The sequence below is a fragment of the Shewanella sp. TB7-MNA-CIBAN-0143 genome (assembly GCF_040310065.1).
Classification (GTDB): Bacteria; Pseudomonadota; Gammaproteobacteria; order Enterobacterales; family Shewanellaceae; genus Shewanella.
In genome coordinates this window covers 130,300-151,890 of the sequence record NZ_JBEOPL010000006.1, presented here as the reverse complement: position 1 = coordinate 151,890, position 21,591 = coordinate 130,300, and the positions used below count along the sequence as shown (strand labels likewise).

Annotated in this window: 24 protein-coding genes; 14 read left to right on the top strand and 10 right to left on the bottom strand. The window is 41.8% G+C overall.

Translation table 11 applies throughout. The features are described from left to right. The first annotated feature begins 79 nt into the window (after nt 1–79). Nucleotides 80–205: a hypothetical protein gene (locus AAEY97_RS07070; protein WP_259395501.1), complete on the top strand. Its 126-nt coding sequence runs from the start codon at nt 80–82 to the stop codon at nt 203–205. Between the two features lie 5 nt (nt 206–210). Here the strand turns inward: AAEY97_RS07070 and AAEY97_RS07065 are convergent, their stop codons facing one another. Then, a complete protein-coding gene (locus AAEY97_RS07065; protein ID WP_101085137.1) occupies nt 211–540 on the bottom strand; it encodes a hypothetical protein in 330 nt (109 codons plus the stop codon). A 123-nt stretch (nt 541–663) separates the two neighbouring features. On the opposite strand from AAEY97_RS07065, the gene AAEY97_RS07060 reads away from it, so the two are divergent. Further along, nucleotides 664–2,307: a mechanosensitive ion channel domain-containing protein gene (locus tag AAEY97_RS07060; RefSeq protein ID WP_350997627.1), complete on the top strand. Its 1,644-nt coding sequence runs from the start codon at nt 664–666 to the stop codon at nt 2,305–2,307. A gap of 81 nt (nt 2,308–2,388) precedes the next feature. Here the strand turns inward: AAEY97_RS07060 and AAEY97_RS07055 are convergent, their stop codons facing one another. Beyond that, a complete protein-coding gene (locus AAEY97_RS07055) occupies nt 2,389–3,255 on the bottom strand; it encodes a MaoC family dehydratase (protein ID WP_101085361.1) in 867 nt (288 codons plus the stop codon). A gap of 268 nt (nt 3,256–3,523) precedes the next feature. Between AAEY97_RS07055 and AAEY97_RS07050 the strand changes: the two genes are divergently transcribed. Further along, nucleotides 3,524–4,291 (top strand): methyltransferase domain-containing protein, encoded by a 768-nt coding sequence (locus AAEY97_RS07050; RefSeq protein ID WP_101085135.1) that lies wholly within the window; start codon nt 3,524–3,526, stop codon nt 4,289–4,291. 97 nt (nt 4,292–4,388) lie between these two features. Here the strand turns inward: AAEY97_RS07050 and AAEY97_RS07045 are convergent, their stop codons facing one another. Further along, nucleotides 4,389–5,297 carry a TraB/GumN family protein gene (locus AAEY97_RS07045; protein ID WP_350997625.1) on the bottom strand — a complete coding sequence of 303 codons (909 nt, stop codon included), beginning with the start codon at nt 5,295–5,297 and terminating at the stop codon, nt 4,389–4,391. 52 nt (nt 5,298–5,349) lie between these two features. Between AAEY97_RS07045 and AAEY97_RS07040 the strand changes: the two genes are divergently transcribed. Together AAEY97_RS07040 and AAEY97_RS07035 are read left to right on the top strand one after the other, a co-directional pair. Then, nucleotides 5,350–5,658 carry a prephenate dehydrogenase gene (locus AAEY97_RS07040; protein ID WP_101085133.1) on the top strand — a complete coding sequence of 103 codons (309 nt, stop codon included), beginning with the start codon at nt 5,350–5,352 and terminating at the stop codon, nt 5,656–5,658. Nucleotides 5,659–5,938: 280 nt separating this feature from the next. Continuing rightward, nucleotides 5,939–7,684 (top strand): GGDEF domain-containing protein, encoded by a 1,746-nt coding sequence (locus AAEY97_RS07035; RefSeq protein WP_350997622.1) that lies wholly within the window; start codon nt 5,939–5,941, stop codon nt 7,682–7,684. Here the strand turns inward: AAEY97_RS07035 and AAEY97_RS07030 are convergent. Then, complete coding sequence (locus tag AAEY97_RS07030; protein ID WP_101085131.1) at nt 7,679–8,203, bottom strand: DUF3016 domain-containing protein; 525 nt, start codon at nt 8,201–8,203, stop codon at nt 7,679–7,681. The genes AAEY97_RS07035 and AAEY97_RS07030 overlap by 6 nt on opposite strands. A gap of 221 nt (nt 8,204–8,424) precedes the next feature. Next, nucleotides 8,425–8,934 (bottom strand): DUF4240 domain-containing protein, encoded by a 510-nt coding sequence (locus AAEY97_RS07025; RefSeq protein ID WP_101085130.1) that lies wholly within the window; start codon nt 8,932–8,934, stop codon nt 8,425–8,427. Between the two features lie 66 nt (nt 8,935–9,000). Between AAEY97_RS07025 and AAEY97_RS07020 the strand changes: the two genes are divergently transcribed. The 5 genes from AAEY97_RS07020 to AAEY97_RS07000 all read left to right on the top strand — a co-directional run bounded on the left by AAEY97_RS07020 (nt 9,001) and on the right by AAEY97_RS07000 (nt 12,401). Then, the gene (locus AAEY97_RS07020; protein ID WP_350997619.1) at nt 9,001–9,399 is read left to right on the top strand and encodes a hypothetical protein; all 399 of its coding nucleotides are present in this window, start codon (nt 9,001–9,003) and stop codon (nt 9,397–9,399) included. 133 nt (nt 9,400–9,532) lie between these two features. Continuing rightward, nucleotides 9,533–10,330 carry a response regulator gene (locus AAEY97_RS07015; protein WP_011638949.1) on the top strand — a complete coding sequence of 266 codons (798 nt, stop codon included), beginning with the start codon at nt 9,533–9,535 and terminating at the stop codon, nt 10,328–10,330. 155 nt (nt 10,331–10,485) lie between these two features. Continuing rightward, nucleotides 10,486–10,758 (top strand): non-specific DNA-binding protein Hbs, encoded by a 273-nt coding sequence (gene hbs, locus AAEY97_RS07010; protein ID WP_011638950.1) that lies wholly within the window; start codon nt 10,486–10,488, stop codon nt 10,756–10,758. 395 nt (nt 10,759–11,153) lie between these two features. After that, nucleotides 11,154–11,840, top strand: coding sequence for a TorF family putative porin (locus AAEY97_RS07005; protein WP_059745699.1), 687 nt, complete (start codon nt 11,154–11,156; stop codon nt 11,838–11,840). Nucleotides 11,841–12,224: 384 nt separating this feature from the next. Beyond that, a complete protein-coding gene (locus AAEY97_RS07000) occupies nt 12,225–12,401 on the top strand; it encodes a PA3496 family putative envelope integrity protein (RefSeq protein ID WP_011638952.1) in 177 nt (58 codons plus the stop codon). 72 nt (nt 12,402–12,473) lie between these two features. On the opposite strand, the gene AAEY97_RS06995 is transcribed toward AAEY97_RS07000, so the two are convergent. After that, nucleotides 12,474–13,463: a PDC sensor domain-containing protein gene (locus AAEY97_RS06995; protein ID WP_350997616.1), complete on the bottom strand. Its 990-nt coding sequence runs from the start codon at nt 13,461–13,463 to the stop codon at nt 12,474–12,476. A 234-nt stretch (nt 13,464–13,697) separates the two neighbouring features. Between AAEY97_RS06995 and AAEY97_RS06990 the strand changes: the two genes are divergently transcribed. The 4 genes from AAEY97_RS06990 (at nt 13,698) to AAEY97_RS06975 (ending at nt 18,250) form a co-directional block, all read left to right on the top strand. Beyond that, nucleotides 13,698–15,050 (top strand): flavohemoglobin expression-modulating QEGLA motif protein, encoded by a 1,353-nt coding sequence (locus AAEY97_RS06990; RefSeq protein WP_162023926.1) that lies wholly within the window; start codon nt 13,698–13,700, stop codon nt 15,048–15,050. Nucleotides 15,051–15,189: 139 nt separating this feature from the next. Beyond that, on the top strand, nt 15,190–16,161 hold the full coding sequence (locus AAEY97_RS06985) for an HlyD family secretion protein (RefSeq protein WP_350997613.1): 972 nt from the start codon (nt 15,190–15,192) through the stop codon (nt 16,159–16,161). Then, a complete protein-coding gene (locus AAEY97_RS06980) occupies nt 16,158–17,129 on the top strand; it encodes an ABC transporter ATP-binding protein (RefSeq protein WP_350997610.1) in 972 nt (323 codons plus the stop codon). The genes AAEY97_RS06985 and AAEY97_RS06980 overlap by 4 nt, the downstream gene beginning before the upstream one ends. A gap of 11 nt (nt 17,130–17,140) precedes the next feature. Next, nucleotides 17,141–18,250, top strand: coding sequence for an ABC transporter permease (locus tag AAEY97_RS06975; protein WP_350997608.1), 1,110 nt, complete (start codon nt 17,141–17,143; stop codon nt 18,248–18,250). Between the two features lie 44 nt (nt 18,251–18,294). On the opposite strand, the gene AAEY97_RS06970 is transcribed toward AAEY97_RS06975, so the two are convergent. The 4 genes from AAEY97_RS06970 to AAEY97_RS06955 form a co-directional block, all read right to left on the bottom strand. After that, nucleotides 18,295–18,693: a hypothetical protein gene (locus AAEY97_RS06970; protein WP_350997605.1), complete on the bottom strand. Its 399-nt coding sequence runs from the start codon at nt 18,691–18,693 to the stop codon at nt 18,295–18,297. A 199-nt stretch (nt 18,694–18,892) separates the two neighbouring features. Continuing rightward, on the bottom strand, nt 18,893–20,257 hold the full coding sequence (locus AAEY97_RS06965; protein WP_335691214.1) for an alanine/glycine:cation symporter family protein: 1,365 nt from the start codon (nt 20,255–20,257) through the stop codon (nt 18,893–18,895). Nucleotides 20,258–20,461: 204 nt separating this feature from the next. Then, nucleotides 20,462–20,995, bottom strand: a complete 534-nt coding sequence (locus AAEY97_RS06960) for an SRPBCC family protein (protein ID WP_192114148.1) — start codon at nt 20,993–20,995, stop codon at nt 20,462–20,464. Nucleotides 20,996–21,223: 228 nt separating this feature from the next. Then, complete coding sequence (locus AAEY97_RS06955) at nt 21,224–21,589, bottom strand: cupin domain-containing protein (RefSeq protein ID WP_101085119.1); 366 nt, start codon at nt 21,587–21,589, stop codon at nt 21,224–21,226. Nucleotides 21,590–21,591 lie beyond the last annotated feature (2 nt).

Genomic DNA, 21,591 nt, shown 5'->3' with positions numbered 1-21,591 from the left:
CGTTATTTTTAAGATAGCCTTAAGCTATGACCCATACCATAACGAATGTGTAAAACATCATCATTACAGGACAAACACCATGGCACAATTTATTAAAGAAAACATTGGCATCATTTTAGTCATGATCATTGTTGGGGTTGTCGTGTTAGGCGGGATTTACTATGTTGAAGCATCACTAGAAAGCCAAGTTATTGAAGTTAATTAACAAGCTTATTTCGCACTAGTCTCTGCACTAGGATCATTTTCAGGTGCTTCAATCAGCTGTAAATGGTCCATAATATGCGACAAACCAACCATAATAACGGCCAAAATAATCAATGGAGTAGTGATAACGGTTACACCCTCAACAAAATAACCTACTGCAGCAGCAACAACCCCACCATAGAAACCTACTATTTTAACAACTGACAAATATTTATTATGCCCAAGCCATGCTGCACAATGAGGGCATTGAACTTCTACGGACAAACCTTTCCCGCGACTGTCTTTCACCTTCGCAATTGAAAAAGATTTATAGCAATGAGCACATTGCAGCGACATGATAATTTCCTCAGTTCAATAATGGCGGCAGTGTAACAAATTAACCAACCAATTACTGTACTTGGCTCCTATAGGATTTTTCCACTATCATAGCCGCAACTCAGAGCCAAAGGACCACTTTCCATGCTACGGATTTTACTTACGTTATTATTATTCACCTCGGCAGTGTTTATGACGCCATCTCTTCGTGCAGAACAAGATGCAGTGGTACCGATTGTTGCCACTAGCCAGCTAACCGATACCCAGACTCAAATAAGTCGCTTACAACAAACGATCGAGCAAGATACCAAGTTACTATTTAAAGCAAAAGGTGAACTACGTGCATTTACTGAATATCGCATTAAAAACAAATCGTCTGAATTACGCGACATAATTGGTCAACTCATTGCAACACCCGACGCTGACCAGCAATATCTAGTCACTTTAGTGCAAAGCCAAATGGCCTTTTTAGAGAATGTCAGCGCATACTTAAACGACCACATTATGACCATGCGTCTTGGATTAAGCCAAGATGATGACAATAAGAGCATCTTAGCCATTTCACAACGCGAATTTGAACGCGACCATTATCTCAAGGCACAATTAACCACTCTGCAGTGGGCAGAAACACTGAATATAGATGTGAGTGTCCAAAAGCAAAAATTGACCGAGTTTATGCTCAATAGAGCCGATCAGTTCGATAGTTTAGTGCATTACACTCAAGATGAATTACAAAAAGCCGTTGCAGAAGCCGCAGATGCTGGAGCTGATATTACCAGCGAACAAAAAGCTGACGTGGTGGCACTAAAAGAACGCTTGGAGCAAAGTAGCGCTAGCTTAGCGGTTTCAGCGGGCATACTCGAAACATTGGGCCAGAACGTGGCACCATTTAAACAAACATTGTTTAGTGTGTCTGGTGATATCACCCAAGATGTGCTGAACTTTAGCGTTGCATCTAACCTGCTACAGGGTTGGGGTAAAGTCATTAAAGATCAGACGATTAATAATGGGCCCAGTTTAACCTTTAAGATTTTAGTGTTTCTATTCATATTATTTGCCGCAAGTTTAGTCGCCAAAATTGTCACTCAAATTATCTCTAAAACGGTACGAGCATCAAAATTACAATTTAGCCAATTACTGCAAGACTTCTTTATATCTTTGTCCAGTAAACTAGTGTTTGCCCTAGGATTATTGATAGCCTTATCACAGCTCGGATTTGAGCTTGGGCCGTTACTCGCAGGTTTTGGTATTGCGGGAGTCATTATTGGTTTCGCACTGCAAGATACCCTGTCCAACTTCGCCTCAGGCATGATGATCTTAATCTACCGCCCATTTGATGTCGGCGACTTAATCAATGCTGCTAATGTCACCGGTCGTGTTAGCCACATGAGCCTAGTCTCGACAACGATCAAAACATTAGATAACCAACGCCTTATTGTGCCAAACAATAAAATTTGGGGCGATACCATTAACAACATCACCGCAGAACATCAGCGCCGAGTAGACATGACCTTTGGCATTAGCTACAGCGACAACGTTGAACATGCAGAAACCATATTAAAAAGTATTGTCGAACAACATCCTAAGGTGCAAGCGCATCCAGAACCGATAGTCAAACTCCACACATTGGGCGAATCGTCAGTCGACTTTATTGTAAGGCCTTGGGTTAAACCCGATGATTACTGGGAAGTATACTGGGACATTACTCGCGCAGTGAAAATACGCTTTGATGCGGAAGGCATTAGTATTCCGTTCCCGCAACGCGATGTACACATATATCAAAAGTAAGCTTTGCAGTTAGCAATAAAAAGGCTCAAGTCATCGACTTGAGCCTTTTTATTAATAAATAAAGTTAGCTAACCAAAGGGCTTATAAATAAGTGATGCTGCCCTGTAAATGCGGTCGGCGGCCTTTAACATCACGCATTTCAAAACGTTTACCATTTTCAATACTTTCAAACGCAAACGTCACTTCAGACGGCATAAATACTGGCAGTTTAAATTCAACATCAACTTGAAACGGTCGATCGCCAACAAACGTCATTAACTGAGATAACACCCGCGCTTTAGACCACATCCCATGCGCTAACACTCGCTCAAAACCAAAGCGTTTTGACAACAAAGGATGTAAATGGATCAAGTTATAATCGCCAGAAGCTTTAGCATAGCGACGGCCTAAATCATCGGTTAAGCGCCATTGCTGAACGTTTTCCCATACCATACCTGATGCTTTAGGTGGACGAGCACGACGACCTGCAGACTCTATACGATATAAGTAAGTTGATAGCGCTTGCCAAACTAACTCTTCACCGACAAACACTTTAGACACCAAATCAAACTCAAGCCCAGCATCGGTCGTGCGACTTGTGGCTAACTCACACTGTACGATTAAGGTTTCATCTGCTCGCACTGGGCGTAATACACTAATACTATTTTTTAAATGGAGCATGCCAAGTAACGGAAATGTCACCGCTTTATGCGTAAAAATCATCGCATGTAAACGAAACGCCCAAACATACAAATACGTTGGCGGTAAAGTCATACCGTCATATTCAAAACTGCACACAGCAGCATATTGGCTAATTTTATCTTGCGACAACACCACATTCGACGCTTGTACATAAATATTCGGAAGCGGTTGTTGGTTCCATCCCGGTTTACGTCCAAACAGGATTTTGCGATACAAAGACAAAAGCGAAGGCATCGCTTTTAATTCGATAGCGTAGTCGTGACTCAAAATGTTGTACCCTAGGTAGGCAGCAAAAAGCATGTGCTGCAAAACGGTTAATAGATGATTATACCTTAGACTCCTGCCGTTGCTAAACCGCTAATTACTTTTTGCGTTTAAAACAGTATGTCGCGACAACATATATTGATGCCATCCACTCACAAACTCTCGACACAATGGCTGTGACTACTCGCTTACTACAACTAATTTACCTTTACCTTTTTCAATCCAAAATGAGATAATTATCTGACTTAACTGACCTAACGCAGCCGATACAGTGCAAGACAAAAACTTTGATAAACTCAGCCAAAAATTTGCCCAAAATATTTACGGTACCACTAAAGGTGAAATCCGTGCTGCTGTATTATGGCGCGACTTAGTTCCGGCTTTAGCCAGCCTTGGCAAACCAAGATTACGTATTTTAGATGCCGGTGGCGGTTTTGGTTATTTGAGTCAAAAACTGGCAGCTTTAGGCCATGATGTCGTGCTATGTGATATTTCTGAGCAAATGCTTGCCCTAGCACAGCAACAGATTGAAGCGGCAAATACTGCATTATCGATACAGTTAATCCACAGCCCAATACAAGCATTAACCGTTGAAGAGTATGGTCAATTTGATGTCATTCTCTGCCATGCGGTAGCAGAATGGTTAATTGATGCCCGCAGCACCTTGCAAGGTTTACTGGCATTATTAAAGCCTAATGGTTTATTTTCTCTGATGTTTTTTAATAAAGAAGCTTTACGGTTTCATAGCTTAATATCAGGTAATTTTGACTATGTTAACCGTGATTTCAACGTCAAAAAGAAGGTCGGATTAACCCCGACCCACCCGCTGTATATTGAAGATGTCCGCACTTGGTTTAGCCAATGGCAACTGTCGATGGTGAGTCAATCGGGCGTAAGAGTTATCAATGATTACTTGAAACACAATCTGCCACCTGGCTTTGATAAACATCAACTGATTGAGATGGAGTTGGCTTATTCTCAACAAGAACCTTATTTGTCGCTTGGGCGCTACATTCACTTTGTAGGCCAATCGACTTAACAACAAACTCAGGCTTTAGTATCTTATTTTCAACAACTTATTTTCAATAACTTATTTTCAATAACTTACCTTTCGAATAGCTGGAACCACATCGACATTAACACTGTAAAAAGCTACAGCGAGTAATCGTTGCTCCTTGCTGTTTTAGTAGGTCAGGAATAGCTTGCTGTCCGACAATATGGCCAGCGCCCACCACGATAAATAATTGTTTGTGGGTTTTACTTTGTAACAACTGGATGATTTTTTGCGCCATCGTGTGATTACGTTGCCACAACAGCTTTTCGAGTAATTCATCAGCATCGCCCGCTTGCGATTCCATAATTTTTGCTAGAGCATTACTATCGCCTTGGCGCCAAGCGTAGATTAAATCAAGCATTTCAGCATCGCTAGCGTTAATCGAATCATCCAGCATTTGCAGCTGAGTCGCAGTTGAAAATGATGAAATTAATTCGAATTGAAACTGAATGCTTTCCAGCTCAACCAAAGCTTTACCACTGCGATTTGCCATAAAATAAGCGTCGACACCCTGTTCTGCGCTGTAACCTAATTGCCCAAAACGCCCCATGCTAATTTGCGCTGACTGCAACCAAGGTGCATACGGAGCCAGTGCTTGGCATAAGGTTTGATGACTTTGACAATACTCTTGCCGAGTCGCATTAACGTCTGCGGCAATATCTGCCGACAAACCACCATATTGTTGCAATAACGCCCCAGTATCGCCTTGGCTAATATCAGCTTCAACGACCAGCGCATCCGATTGTTTAAATGCTGATTCAATATGTTGTGCTAATGGGTAAAAGTCTTGCCGACCAATATGAATGGAGCCCAATAAATACGCTTGCTGTTGCTGATACTCTATTTTATAGAATACCGGTGAATCCAACGCAGCTGCCGATGTCGATGTAAAACACAGCAGTAATACAACTAAACCGTAGCAATTTCGTTGTAAGCGACCATAAATCAAATTGATATTGAAAATAAGCCTACTTTCTCTTGTTGCCTGCATACCAGCTCCTTATAATTAACGTTATTCTTTGCACATGCACTATGAGGCAATTATGCCGTACACCAATGTTTTTCTACAAATAAAAGAAAACCTGCAAGTCGCCTATAGACAAGCCATTGATTCAGATGCTCGCCTCGATGAGTTACGTAAAGAAGGCCACGGTAAGTTTGTGGCGATTTTTACGGAAGATCAAGGTTTTACAACTAGTAGTAATCGTTTCTTACCTTATGTACAAGAAATGGTTGCAGAATTTGATGCGATGCAGAACAGCACTCATGTTGCACCAGAGACACTTGAAGCCTTTGTCAAAAAGCTTGCGGCCTTACTACAAACACTACAAGTATTTAAACTCGCCAAGTAATCGCTATGCTCATAGGGTCTGTTGATCTTTCAAAGTGGTTTTTGCAGCGAATTGTTAGTCATTTATATAAGGCAGAGGCTTTGTAGTGTAGTTATGCTACACAAAGAGCCGATAACGCAGTAGAAATGACTAACAAAGATCAACAGACACTAATACTTTCTTATTAGGAGCTTTCCATCATATGACATAATCTTGTCATATTTTCGCAATAGACTTGTCTCTCATTGGTAACAATACCGAACGCGATGCCGTTAGGTAATTAATTGAATGAGACCTACAGATGACGGCTTTACAGCTCGTAAGTGAACTTGACAACATCATCGAACAGCAATCTATCGATGCTGTATTTCAGCCGATTTTCAATGTTTCAACAAATCAATTGCACGGTTATGAAGCGCTCAGTCGTGGCCCTAAAAGTAGCCCGTTACACACCCCTTTCGCCTTATTTACTACCGCCGAAAAACAAAACTTATTAAGCGAACTTGAAACCTTATGTCGCAGTATTTCAATTAATGCATTTCACTCGCGCCAGCTTAATGGCAAGCTATTTATTAATATTTCACCAAAAGCATTACTCGATCCCAATCATCCAAAAGGCATGACATTACAGCTTATCAAACAATTGGGGATCAACCCGGCGGATGTGGTTATTGAATTGTCCGAACAATATCCTGCCGACGATATCGACTTGCTAAAGTCCTGTTTAAACCATTATCGCAATCAAGGGTTTTTAACCGCTATTGATGATTTAGGCGCCGGTTATTCTGGATTACGCTTGTGGTCTGAATTAGCACCAGATTATGTCAAAATTGACCGCCATTTTATTCATCAAATAGATACCACTGCGGTAAAACAAGAGTTTGTCCGCTCTATTGTCGATTTATGCCAGAACTTAACCTGTAAAGTGATCGCAGAAGGCATTGAAACCAATGAGGAACTCACCACCCTAAAACAATTAGGGGTAACCTATTGCCAAGGCTACTTTCTTGGACGACCAGCGCTCCATCCAAACCAGCAATTTAGCAGTGAACTGAGCACTCCCATGGCTCAACCCAATTCCCGTTATTGTGAAACGGCTGAAAGTTTATGCACCAACGCCATAAAAGCATCTCCTGGTACACAACTTAAAAAAATCAGTCAGACTTTTTCTGAACAACCAGCATTACAAGCCATTGTGGTAACCGAAAATAATAAGCCATTAGGTATCGTCAATCGCAGCACATTACTCGAGCTATTCAGCACACCTTATGGCCGTGCATTACACGAAAACCGGCCTGCGAAAATGGCAATGGACACCAAGGTATTACACATTGATGCCAACGAACCGCTTACCCATGTCAGCAAATTACTCACCTCTGACTCAGTCAACACGGTAGCGCAACAGTTCATTATTTTGCGTAATCAGCAGTTGATTGGCATTGGCCATACTAAAGATTTATTACAACGTATTACTGAACATAGAATAAAAATGGCGCGACACGCAAACCCTCTCACCAATTTGCCGGGGAACGTGCCAATACAAGAAGAGCTAAAACGCTTAAGGCTACAAAAAAAATCTTACTATCTTGCCTATTTAGATTTAAGCCATTTTAAACCTTACAACGATATTTATGGTTTTTGGCGGGGGGATGAAGTCATTCAGTTAGTCGCAAACTTGTTGCTGCCTTATCAAAATGAACATTGTTTTGTTGGCCATATTGGTGGGGACGATTTTGTTATGATAAGCATGCAAGATGACACGCTAGCCAACTGCCAAACAATTATTGAACGGTTTGAGCAACAGAAAATGAGTTTTTATAATGGCGATCACTGGCAAGCACAATCAATGCAAGCCCAAGACAGACAGGGGCTGCAATTCCAATACCCTTTGGTTTCATTATCCATTGGGGTTTTACCACCATTGGTGACCCAACAAGCAACAGAGTATCAAATATCAACGTTAAGCGCCCAGGCCAAAAAGCAGGCAAAAATCGCTTCAAATGGATTTTACCTGCATGAAAAACAATCAACAATGCTTAGCTTATAATTTGGGAGCTACCGTTTTTTGTAACCAATCATCAAATAAGTTGGTTTCATATTGAAACGGTCTGTTATTGAAATTACGCGTATTGTTCATAAAACTCATGTCGATAATTTTTTCATCTCCAGCAATAATGACTTTGTCACCTTCATTTACACTGTAGCTAAACGTCGCTCTGGGTGGATATAAATCTTTTACAATACGTAAATCACCTGGCGTAGCCCCAAATGTTGGTCGCATGTCTCCAGCTAAATCAAAGTTAGTCACTTGCATTTGCAAAGTCTGCCCTGGCTTAAGGATTTTTTCAGCCTGTTTATTGATGTTTTTGGTTAAGGTTTCAAATAAACGGTTTTCAAAGCGCGACTGAAGTTCATTTGAGGTTTTAATATCACGAAAATCTTTTGGATTTTGCCACTCAATTTTAACCAGCCCCACTTCGGTAACAGGGTTCGCTTCTGGCGCATCTTCGGCCATGGCAACTTGGCATACCAATACCGGAGCAAGTAGTAAATATTTTACGTTCATAATAGACCTCCAAAGGGGTTAAGACGCTTACAACACAACCGCTTCATACTGTAAGTTAAACAATCAATCCAGCACGTCATGTTTAACGTTTGTCTAAACTGTTGTGGTCATATTGCAATGCGGATAATCGTCATTAAATTGAATGTTAGCCATCTAGCCAGCATCATATGTAATAACTATAGACCTGTTAAGCTGAACCAACGCTTAACAGTTTCATCCCACTAAAAAGGAAATCGTGCGCTCAATAAAGGATAGGTTTGACGCATCACTTTTGGCTTGGTGCTGAATTTTTTACCCACTGGTGTATTCTGGCCTGATGGCATAAACGGCAACTCATCCCCATTACGGTCTTCGTAAATTTTACCTGCAATTAAATCGTAGTCTTCCACAAACGGGTAAGCATAATCATCCACTAACGGCCATTGTGCTAACTCACCCAAGCAGTCAGGATTAGCAATAACCTTGTCATACCATTGCTGACCTAACGACAGTAAAAAACATCTAAACTCAGCAAAGGCATAGTCAGAATCGCAACCGGTAATGATGTATGCAGCGCCCCAAACTGACCATAAATAACTACGGCGTAATTGCTGGCCTAACATTTTATCAAATGTCTTTAGCGCTTCATCATCCAAGAGTTGCAATTGTTCGCGTAAACGCAATTCAAGATCAGCAGAAGACTGCTCTGGTTGATCTCGTGTTACCAGCGCCCAAAAATGTGTTTCTGTCATCAAAATGTATCCATCGCTCTATTTTGTGAGATATTCTACCTCAAATTTTCCAGCTAGATGATCAATATGAACCAAAACACAGCCCCCCGAATGCCAATTAGAGTCATGCTTCTTATCTCACTGTATGTTGTACTCACTATTATTGCTATTTGGCGCGCAACAACATATCAAGCATATGATTTATTAACACTGGGAGTGATACCGGTATTCATTGGTTTAATCAAACGTGCAGCATGGACAAAAGTACTGCTGATCAGCTACGTAGGCTTACAAACTCTCGGACTTACAGCTATCACCACAACAGCAATCATTGCCTATCAAATCACCCCTGATGACGTAAAACTTGTGTTTCAAGGTTATGACATACCACTGATCCCACTGTGGTTGTTACTGTTGAGCGTGGTGGTATTTCAATGGTGGGTAGGACTGTCTAACGTGACGAGAGACTATCTCGTTAAAAAGTAAGCATAAGACACTATTACTCTGGTTTGACTGCCATCATTAGGGCATCCTTAGGGCATTTTTAGTGTATAATTCATTCATATGCGTAACATTAAAACAACAAAATAATAATAAATATATCTGTGGAACGTGAATTATGACTAGTTTATCCCCAAGTGAATTATCCATCCTATTACTTGAGCCGTCAGAGACTCAACGTAAAATTATCATTACGCGTCTTCAGCAAGAAGGGGTGAGCAGCATTCAAACTGCCGCAACGATTGCGGAAGCCAAAACGATTATTCAACGCCATAAACCCGACTTAATCGCCAGTGCACTGCATTTTGTCGATGGTGAAGCCACAGAGCTACTGCAATACATCAAAAGCACTCCAGCGTTAAATGATATTCAATTTATGCTGGTGTCCAGTGAGTGTCGCCGTGAACAGCTCGAAATCTTTAGGCAATCAGGTGTTGTCGCCATTTTGCCTAAGCCATTTAATGCTGAGCACTTAGCGACGGCACTTAATTCGACCATTGATTTACTCAGCCACGACGAGTTGGATTTAAGCCACTTTGACGTGCATAACATCAGGGTATTAGTGGTTGATGATAGCCGAATGGCGCGTAATGTGATTAAACGCACTATTGGTAACTTAGGGATGCAACTGATTACTGAAGCGGTTGACGGTGAGCAGGCTATCAACCTAATGAAAGAAAACATGTATGACTTAGTGATAACAGACTACAACATGCCTTCGGTGGATGGTCTTGCATTAACGCAATATATCCGTAATCACAGTCAACAATCACATATCCCCATTCTAATGGTATCGTCAGAAGCCAATGACACCCACCTAAGTAATGTATTTAGTGCTGGAGTTAACGCCTTATGTGATAAGCCTTTCGAACCACAGTTAGTAAAGAAAATTCTTTACCAACTGCTAGAAGAATAACCACAGAGCCAAAAAAGACATTATTTGTACTGATTTTGCTCTAAAACCATTACAGATACTGAATTTATGGGATAAAGTGCTTTTAAACCAGCATGGCTTGTGGCATGTTATTCATGTTTTAAAAAACACTTCTATGGAAAGCAGAGAATATCAATATGAACAAAAGTGAATTAATTGCAAAAATCGCTGAGAATGCGGAACTAACTAAAGCTGAAGCTGGCCGCGCACTAAAATCTTTCGAAGAAGCGGTAACTGAAGCCATGAAAAATGGTGATAAAATTTCTATTGTTGGTTTTGGTTCTTTTGAAACCACTCAACGTGCTGCTCGTACAGGCCGTAACCCACAAACTGGCAAAGAAATTCAAATCGCTGCAGCTACTGTGCCTAAGTTTAAAGCTGGTAAAACACTAAAAGATAGCGTTAATTAATTATTACACTCAGTCTTTTTTTGATAGAAACCTCCTCTGTGGAGGTTTTTTATTGGTTATTTTTCAGCTTTGCTTATTCTGTTATCCAGATGCCTGAGTTACATGAACAATATAGATCACTTCAGAATCCCTTCTTTCGCACAGCAAAACGCTAATCGACTCAATATAAGCAAATACCTAAGCCCAAAGTATCATTGCACAATAAAAGTGCATTAGTGCATCATTTAGCGGCAACAAAGATGCAACAAAATGATCCAGTATTATATAACTCACTAATTTAAATAATAAAAAAATATTGGCATGCGATTCGCTAATTGATCCTCAGACAAACCAACATTGAGCTCATTTAATGACACATAAATGCCTCAGTGATAATAAAACTTTAAGGGATGAAGATGAAAAAATCACTATATCAAGCTATTGCATTATCAACAGGCTTATTACTAAGCGGCTCTGCCCTTGCTGAAGTCACTGGCAATATTGGCGCAACATCGAACTACTTATGGCGTGGCACCACGCAAACCAATAATGAAGCGGCCGTTCAAGGCGGCATTGACTATGCTCATGACTCTGGATTTTATGCTGGTACTTGGGTATCGAATGTCGATTTCGGTGATGAAACCAGCTACGAATTAGATCTTTATGGTGGTTATGGCGGTAACTTTACTGAAGACCTAACTTACGACATTAGCTATCTTTATTATGCTTACCCAGATGCTGGTGGCAGTATTGATTTTGGTGAAGTAGCCTTAGTACTTGGATGGAAATGGTTAGATGTGGGTTATTCTCAAGTGATCAACGCTGATTCTGATGTGTCAGGTGCAAGTGACGAAACAGATTGGAACTATATCCAAGCCAATGCCAGTTTCCCGTTAACAGAAAAGCTCAGCATTGCGTTCCACTACGGTTACTCACAAGGCGATGTCGTTGAAGATTTATTCGGCGACACCTATGCAGACTACAATGTCACATTAAGCGCTGAAACAGACCTAGGAACTGTCTCATTTATGGCCTCTGACACGGACTTACCGGACAATGATGCTAAAGTCGTTTTAGGCTACTCATATGGCTTTAGCCTATAACGAGTCAACCTATCGCATATGCGCTTTGCTGTATTTTTCATATCGACGCCACCGAGTTAAAGGTGGCGTTTTTTTATCTGTATTGAAAGCGGAGCATTATCTACGATCAGCACATCAGCACATCAGCACATCAGCACATCAGCACATCAGCACATCAGCACATCAGCACATCAGCACATCCAGAATAGTTGATCACAAGCATACTCTTCGCACAAGCTAGTTTGTTTTACTAGCAAGAAAAACATTTACTGCTAAGCTCAAAGAGAAAGGTAAAAATAGCTGTCCAACTGAGGAAAAATATTTTACTTCCCTATTTAGGTTTTTTTAGTTAGAAAATGCTCATTGAATTAATACCACGCTTTTATTCAACATGAGGGTTTTGTTATGGCTAATCTTAGTGAAAGAGTGCCTGATGACACAGAAATGGACGCGATGACAACGCCTAGAAACGTTAAATCCGCAGAAACATTACAACATAAACGCCAAGTAAAACGCAGGTTAGAAGATTTCCTCGAACAAGCACAATTACGTAAAGCGATTGGTGACGACGACTTTTTCTAAAAAATAGGGATAAACGCTAATGTCGTTTATCCCTGTCTATTTTAAGCGAGCGAACTTAAACACTATTAAGCGCTAATTAATCGCCGATTCACTCTTAGTTTGTACGCGCCTAGTGTGCTTACCGGCTTGTGTTTGTGTGAGTAGCAGCTCAGCTTTGGCACCTAAGTACACATATATCCCTAACCCAACCAATAGCCCAACGACCGCCAACATCATCAGAATGGCTGGTTCAATATATTGCTTTTCTCCCAGCGACGCTTTAAACATGGTCAGCAAAGCTTCAATTGAAATCGCGATCAAAATGGTCGAAATAAACCGCGTAATCGTTCTTCGGGTCGAACTGTGGCGGAAGATATCTTTATGCATAAGCACTTCTTCTTCCAAAATGGTTTTACCCAAATCAAAAATAGCTAAAGCCAATGTAAGAAAAATGATAATACCAAAGGGCTGTAGCGGATCATGGGTCGCAGATATTTGGCTAAATAAGGTATAAATATCGCGGATCACGGTCCACATAAGTACACTCACCAACACAAACAGACACAGTACAATCGCAGCATAAATGCTTTTAAAAAACGGTGACATTTTACGCCGAGCACTGTCGCCCATCATAAACTCGATCAATCGTGTTAGGTTGACATCAATAACCACAATAACCACTTGCCCAGAGGCCGATTTAATCATTTGTGATGCCGACAAACACAGCCCACCACCGGAGTTAGATAAATAAGGTCGAGTGATATGAACGGTGTCGATGGCAGTCAATTGAGTAAAATAAGGTCGCTGACTTCGGTCAGCATGATGACCGCAAGCCATTAGCTTAACTTGCTGATTAATGACACTGATATTAGGGCAAATCTGCATCCCTTGCTGATCAAGTAAATAAATGAGTTCCACAAAGGGATAACTAATCGCCATGTCTTCAAAAATTTTAGCTGAAATAGGCTGTTCGAATAGATTAATGTCTCCCACACCGATCAAAATCGATTCTAATAATTCGTGTACCAGGTGTTCATATTCATGGTAACGCTCAATCACACTTAAATAGCTCATCGCTGCCATAGGTTTTCCTTTTAATCAAGACTACTTTAGCTAAAGCAGTTTTAATGCCAAATAAATAACCTATAATTTTTATAGACTTAAATAATATGACTAGAGGGGGTTGCGATATAAACTGATTTGTCGCACCAAAACAGTGCTACATTTGAGGTATTTTTTCATTGCCGTTTTGCGATCAACATCTGCTAATATAAGTGCTAATACTGCTTACAACATTCTCAAGATTAGGAAAAGACAATGTCTGACTCTTTATTGCGTTATCAACAAGATATTCGTCGTTTTTCTGATGAATTAATTCGCATCCAAGCACCGATTAAAATTTTGGATTCGATAAAATGGCCAAGACAAGTTGAAGATGACTTTTTAGCCAAACAAAGCAAAGAATTACCCAACGTCAGTAATGATTTCTATCAATCGATTCCTTTATCATTTAACGCAGATCAGACCCAGACCGACCTACAAGGGTTAAAAAGTGCCGTTGAGCGAGGTTTAGGCAAACGCGATAAGCTAGGTAAAATTTTACTGGCTAACATTGACCAATATCGAATAGTAATAGACATGCTGCATAACCGCGGCAAGCCAATGTTTGGTAAACTCAGCCAAGAATTGTACGGCAGTGCGAGCGACAAATTACATGGCGATCGTCATACGGTACGCCAACTGGGCGATCGCTTAAGCCATATATTTTCGCTGCCAGCAGCGCGTCACATGAGTAGCCGTCATCCTAAAATTGTGACCGCCCCTGAAGCGGTAACTATTCTTAGCGAACGCTTAGTGAAGTATTTTCATAACGATGAAATTCACGTTAAATTGAGCGATGGTATTGTCTCTGATGCGGCAGTAGGTGGCGATACCGTTAAGCTCAATACCCGCGCCATGTTCAGCGAATCGGATCTCAATGTATATGAAGTGCACGAAGGCTGGGTGCATGTGGGCACCACACTTAATGGTCGGGCGCAACCACATGCAACTTGGCTCAGTGTTGGTTCACCACGAGTGACAGCGTCGCAGGAAGGCTTAGCAGTGTTGATGGAAATGCTGACATTAAGCTCAAATCCAGGCCGTGCTCGTCGAATTAGCGATCGAGTATCTGCTGTCGACATGGCAGAACAAGGTGCCGACTTTATTGAAGTCTATCGATACTTTAGAAACCTCAACCTGAGTTCAAAAGACAGTTATCGTGTTACTCAACGGGTGTTTCGTGGTGGCATGGTTGGTGGTGGCAGCTTTTTCACTAAAGATATCTCCTACGTACGCGGTTATGTTGAAAACATTAACTTTATTCGTAGCGCCATCAGCACAGGTTTACCAGAACTAATCCCAATGCTGTTTTTGGGTAAATTAGCCATCGAAGACATTCCTGTTCTGTATCAAGCTTACCAAGAAGGCATTATTGCCCACCCTAAATATTTACCCCCGATGTTTGAAGACATTAGCGGTCTGTATGCTTGGTTTGGTTTTGCGTCTGGTATCGGCAATATCGACTTAAAAGGGGTGCAACGTCATTTTGCACGCCAATTCAAAAATGTTGTCCCGACTTCTGCTGTCGACTTATTTGAAGATTCAGAATTTGATAACAACTTCGAATAAAGAGCAAACAAAGGAAACTCGCTAAGTGTGGCATAGGTCACACTTAGCTGGCTTTACAAGTGCAATCATCAAATAAGCTAATGCATTGTTACACGACAAGTTTGCTATAGTGTAATGACCACGATGGTTGAGACTTACTATGAAACACATTCTATTTTCAGCGTTATTTTCAACGTTATTCTCCAGCTTGATATTAATAAGTGGCTGCACCCCAGCCACCCCTTCACAAGCATTAGGTACCTTAGAGCGCGATCGAGTCATTCTTCGTTCAACCGCCGCAGAAATCATTACTGCACAACCCATTAAAAAAGGCATGCAAGTCAACGCCGGTGATTTATTAGTCCAATTTGATACCCAAAAACAAGCCGCGCGCTTAGCGGTAATGCAAGCCGAAGTGGTCAAAGCCCAAGCCTACTTACTAAAACTCACCAATGGCGAGCGCCCTGAAGATATCGCCAGTGCCAATTCGGCATTAAAAAGTGCTAACGCCGCCAAAATAGAAGCACAAAAGTCTTATCAACGCAGCGCGAGTTTATTATTAAAAAATCTAGTCAGTGAAGCAGAACGCGATCGTGCTTTAGCGCTTCGCGATCAAGCCAATGCAGAATATGACGCCGCCAACGACCGGCTAACCATATTAATCAAAGGTGTTCGCCAAGAAGATATTTTTCAAGCACAAGCGGCACTCGATGCTGCCAATGCCAACCTACGTTACGAGCAGCAGGTTTACAGCGACTTAAGCATTCGTGCAACTCGCAGCGGTAAGCTAGATAACTTACCTTACAATGTAGGCGAACGCGTCCAACTGAGTGCAATCGTTGCAGTTATTCAAGCTGATGCAGCGCCCTACGCCAGAGTGTATATACCTGAACCCTATGCTGCCAAACTTCACATTGGCCAAACGTTGTCGGTCAGTGTAGATGGTATCGAGGGCACATTTAACGGCACACTGCGTTGGATAAGTACTGAACCAGCATTTACCCCCTACTATGCGCTGAATCAATCAGATCGGTCACGATTAGCCTTTCTAGCTGAAGTCAATTTAGACAGTTCGGCCAGCGAGCTACCTACGGGCATACCAGCCCAAGTTATATTGCCGACACAAAAATGACCTCATCCGTAGACCCACAATGGGTAATTCAAGCTCATGGCCTCACCAAAAAATTTGGCGACTTTGCTGCGGTCGAGCAATTAGATTTATTGGTGCCGAAAGGCAACATTTATGGGTTTTTAGGCCCAAATGGCTGTGGTAAATCAACCACCATTAGAATGTTAACCGGTTTACTCACTCCCACCGAAGGCACCATCAATGTCATGGGGTTAGCCATCCCGGAGCAGGCTGAAGCATTACGCCATAACATTGGTTATATGACCCAAAAGTTTTCTCTCTACGATGACTTAACGGTTACAGAGAACCTGCAATTTATTGGCCGAATCTATGGTATCGACAGTAGCACCTGCAAAAAACGCATTGATCAACTGCAAAGCACTTACAAGCTAAGCCAGTATCAACATCAACTGGCTGGCACCCTCAGCGGTGGACAAAGACAACGATTGGCCCTTGCATGCGCCTGTTTAAATCAACCTAAGTTACTGTTTTTAGATGAACCCACCTCAGCCGTTGATCCACAAAACAGGCGTGACTTTTGGGAGCAACTGTTCGATTTATCAGAACAAGGCACCAGTATTTTAGTGACTACCCATTATATGGATGAGGCCGAACGCTGCCATAAAATTGCCATTATGGAAAAAGGCAGGATCAGAGCAGATGACACGCCAAAAGCATTAATGGATAACATCAATGCCCATGTGGTTGAAATCAACACCACTGATTTAAGGCTGTTAAAACAAGCATTAATCAGTCACGTTGAAGTGACCTCTGCGGCGCAGTTAGGCCATAGATTACGGGTCTTGGTCAGCAAACAAGTGGCAGATCCTATCTCTTGGCTACTGCATCAGTGCCAACAGCATAATCGCCCCGTTAACCTGCAAGATATTCACTTGGTTAGCGCTAATCTTGAAGACGTGTTTGTCAGTCATACTGGCCAGCGTGTTCCAGCCTCCCATGAAGCAACATAAGGGCTAACAACATGCTGAACAGTATTCGCCATAGCTACATGCGCATTCACGCCATTACCGCTAAAGAAGTTAAGCAGCTTATGCGCGATCGAATTACCTTTGCTATGGTGATAATGATCCCGCTGATCCAGCTGTTGTTATTCGGCTATGCCATCAATACTGATGTACGGGCAATACCAGTCGCTATTGTTGATCAAAGTGACTCAGCAGCAGGGCGCTGGATAGTCGAAGCGGTAAAAGTCACCCAGGTAGTGGAAGTCACATCCTATCTAACCACAGCCGAGCAAGCTCAGGCTGCTATTCGCCGTGGCGACATTAAAGCGGCATTAATTTTACCGCCTACCTTGAACGAAAAAATCGCTCGCAATGAACCGATTGGCCAATGGATAGTCGATGGTTCAGACACCATGATTGCTGGCGCGATAAAGCAACTACGAAACCTATCGCTCAACGATATTGTACCTGAGCAAACCAGCAGCCAATCTCGGTTTGAAGTTAGCTTGTTTTATAATCCGGAGCAGCGATCAGCGGTAAATATTGTTCCAGGTTTAATCGCCGTCATTCTGACCATGACCATGGTACTGTTTACTTCATCAGCCATCGTTCGTGAGCGTGAACGCGGTAATCTTGAATTATTAATCACCACTCCGATTAAACCAATAGAACTAATGATTGGAAAAATATTGCCCTACATCGTCATCGGCTTAGTGCAAATGACCATTATTTTGGGCTTGGGCAATATTATTTTTGCAGTGCCCATCAATGGCGCTATCAGTCATTTATTATTAGGTACTTTACTGTTTATTACCGCGAGTCTGACATTAGGGTTAATCATTTCCACTATTGCAAAAAACCAGCTACAAGCCATGCAAATGACCATTTTTGTATTATTACCGACCATATTACTCTCTGGATTTATCACCCCATTAGAAGCCATGCCGACGGCAGCCAAATGGATTGCTGAAGCACTACCAGGGACCCATTTTATGCGGGTGATCCGAGCGATTGTGTTAAAAGGGGCGACGTTAGGTGAGTTAATTAGCGATGTGTTATGGCTGGTGGGTTTTACAGTCATTGGATTATGGATTGCAGCAATGCGATTCAGTAAACGATTAGATTAGCGCCTATTGCATGACTCCAATAGGCGCTAGAAAAATGGGTCTAGTTATAAGCCACGGTCGATGACATATGCCTCGCCGTTACACTCTAAATAAACAGTACAAGACGGGTAATTAACTTTGCCACATTGCTTCAACACAATGGCATTACCGCCTCGTTGAGTCACTTGTAATTTGAGTGACTTAGTCATTGAAGACAAACTTGGAAGATCATCTAACTTTTCAGGATCCGATGAATTTTCACAATATGACGTGGTCACATCGCCAAGAAACTGTGCTTTGAACCTAGACATTTCTGCTGAGGTGTAGGTATCAACTCCAGCTATTGTGGCATTGCCTAGCGCAATTGTACCCGCATTGGTTCGCAGTGACAGGTTAGAGCAACCCGACACTAACACCGCACTCAAGATAGCTGCAACAGAGGCAGTAAAAAAAACGTGCTTCATAAAAAATCCTTTTAAAAAAGCATGTTTATCAATGTACTGATAAACATGCTTAGCTATTATTATTGTTGAATTATATTGCTCGGTGCCATTATCCGGCGATTGCTGAATGATTTAGCCAAGCGATTCAGCCAAACAAATTATCCGAACAATGCACCTGCACTATTTACCCACACTATTTTACCCACACGATTTACTCACACTATGCTTTGGCTTTTAGTGCGCGTTGCTTGATAAAGTATTCACGGGTTAAGCCAAATACTACAGGGCTTAATAGCACTAACGCAATTAAGTTTGGAATCGCCATCATCGCATTCAATGTATCGGCTAATAACCAAATAAACTCTAGCGAACTTACTGCCCCCAAAGGCACAACCAAGGTCCAGATTAGACGAAATGGCTTAACCGCTTTGTCGCCCAATAAGTATTGAACGCACTTTTCGCTGTAAAAACTCCACCCTAAAATAGTGGTAAAGGCAAACACAGCCAATGCGATGGCCACAATATAATTACCCATGGGCAAAGCATGTGAAAATGCAAGAGAGGTTAATGCAGCGCCGTTTTCGCCAGATGTCCACGCACCAGAAACTACAATCGCCAAGCCCGTTATTGAACACACAATGAGCGTGTCAATAAACGTCCCTAACATGGCCACTAAACCTTGTTTCACTGGGTTATTAGTTTGCGCCGCCGCATGAGCAATTGGCGCACTCCCTAACCCCGCTTCATTTGAAAATACACCACGTGCCACACCAAAACGAATCGCAGCCCATACCGCAGCACCCGCAAAACCACCTTGAGCTGCTACTGGGTTAAAGGCACTTTCAATAATCAACATAAAAGCAGCAGGTACTTCGTCTGCATATACAATCAATACCGCTAAACCTGCGGTAATATAAAATACCGTCATCAATGGCACTAACTTACCCGCCACTTCAGCAATACGTTTAATACCGCCCATGAGTACCGCACCCACTAGCACCATTAACACCACACCAGTAACCCAATTAGGTACACCAAAGTTACTGCTCATTGCATCAGCGACTGAGTTAGCTTGTACAGTATTACCAATACCAAAACCGGCAATAGATCCAAACAGAGCAAATGCAGTGCCTAACCAGGCCCATTTACTGCCTAAACCATTTTTGATGTAATACATCGGGCCGCCAACATGGTTTCCATTAGCATCTGTCTCACGATATTTTACCGCCAGTACAGCTTCCGAAAACTTAGTCGCCATACCCACGAGCGCCGTACACCACATCCAAAATAATGCCCCGGGTCCCCCAATAAAAATCGCCGTAGCCACACCAGCGATGTTACCCGTACCAATGGTGGCCGATAATGAAGTCATGAGAGCATTAAACGGACTGACATCACCTTTTTCACTTTCATCAGTAACCTGACGACCCGACCATAATAATTTAAAACCTCGATTCAGCTTTAAAATAGGCATAAATTTTAAGCCTATCGACAGAAACAGCCCGACCCCTAAAATCAAAATCAGCATGGGAACGCCCCATACTATACTGTTAATCATACTGACAAATTGCGTGACTGCTTCCATGTAAAAAACCTCATAATGAGTAATGACTTATGTCGAATATTATAATTATTAGATGTTTGGTTATTTTTATTATGGTTACGGTGGCCCAACTCCACTGCAACGATTGCATTTTTTAGATTACCCCGATTAAGTTAACCATGGCAAGCCACTGCATGAGCTAATGAATCATCTTCAAGATGATTCATTAGCTCATGCACATACAAATTATTTTTCGAGTACCACTTTCAATGACTCTAGACCTTGCTGTAAATCAGTACCTATCATGGTTTCAAAATCGATAAACAAAAACATTAAGTTAGTTGGATAAGCAAAATGGCCACTAAAACCCCAATCAACTTTAGTTTGATTAGCATTAACGGCTGTAGTGCTCATATAGGCAGGCTCGGTCGCTTCAAAGGGTGAAATAAACCGTAATTCAAAATCGATACGTTTACCTTCATCTATGGCAATAATTTCTTGCTCGCCAACACCTACATCTGGGTTTTCACTTGCCCAAGCAGACACAAAGCCTACTGTCGCATCGGTACCGCGGTAGGCTTTCACCATCTCGAGATCCATTTGCGCCCACTTACTAAAATTATCTTGGTTTTTTAGATGTTTAACGTAATCAAAAACCTCGGAGATCGGTTTATCTATGGTGATAGTACGAGTGACTGAATAGTCTTTTTGAACAAATAGGGCGACAACAAAAGGGATCGCTATAATAGTCGCGACAGCAACGAGAATTTTTCTAAGCATTATTATTATCCTCTAGTATACATAGCGTTATATGTCAGACTTTTTGGCTTAATGGCCAACACGCAATCTCCTCAGTATACCGACTAACAGCAGGCTAACAATAAAAATTAACATTGGGTTAACAATGGCTTCTCATTAAACATCGTGTTGACGTCACACCTGCGGCTATTGCTTGAAATGCGATCGCATGAACAGAGTCCTGTCATAAATGACCAGAAAGGGTCTGCTTTATATCCACTGATCATTTAACGCAGTTCGATCGCTATCTATCTCACCCGTATTGACGACACCTCGAGGTTCGATAATCATGATCTTGCATTCTTTTTTCGCCATGGGTTTATGCTCAACCCCCTTAGGAATAACAAACATTTCCCCTGCCTGAAGCGTAATGTCCTGATCGCGAAAAGCGATCTGCAACGTTCCTTCCATTACAATAAACACTTCGTCAGTATCGGCATGTTCATGCCAAACAAACTCACCCTCGACTTTAACCAATTTAAATTGATAGTCATTCATTTCTGCAATTACACGAGGAGACCAATGCTGGTCGAACAAAGAGAACTTGTCATTGAAATTAATCACTTTCGTTGGCATAG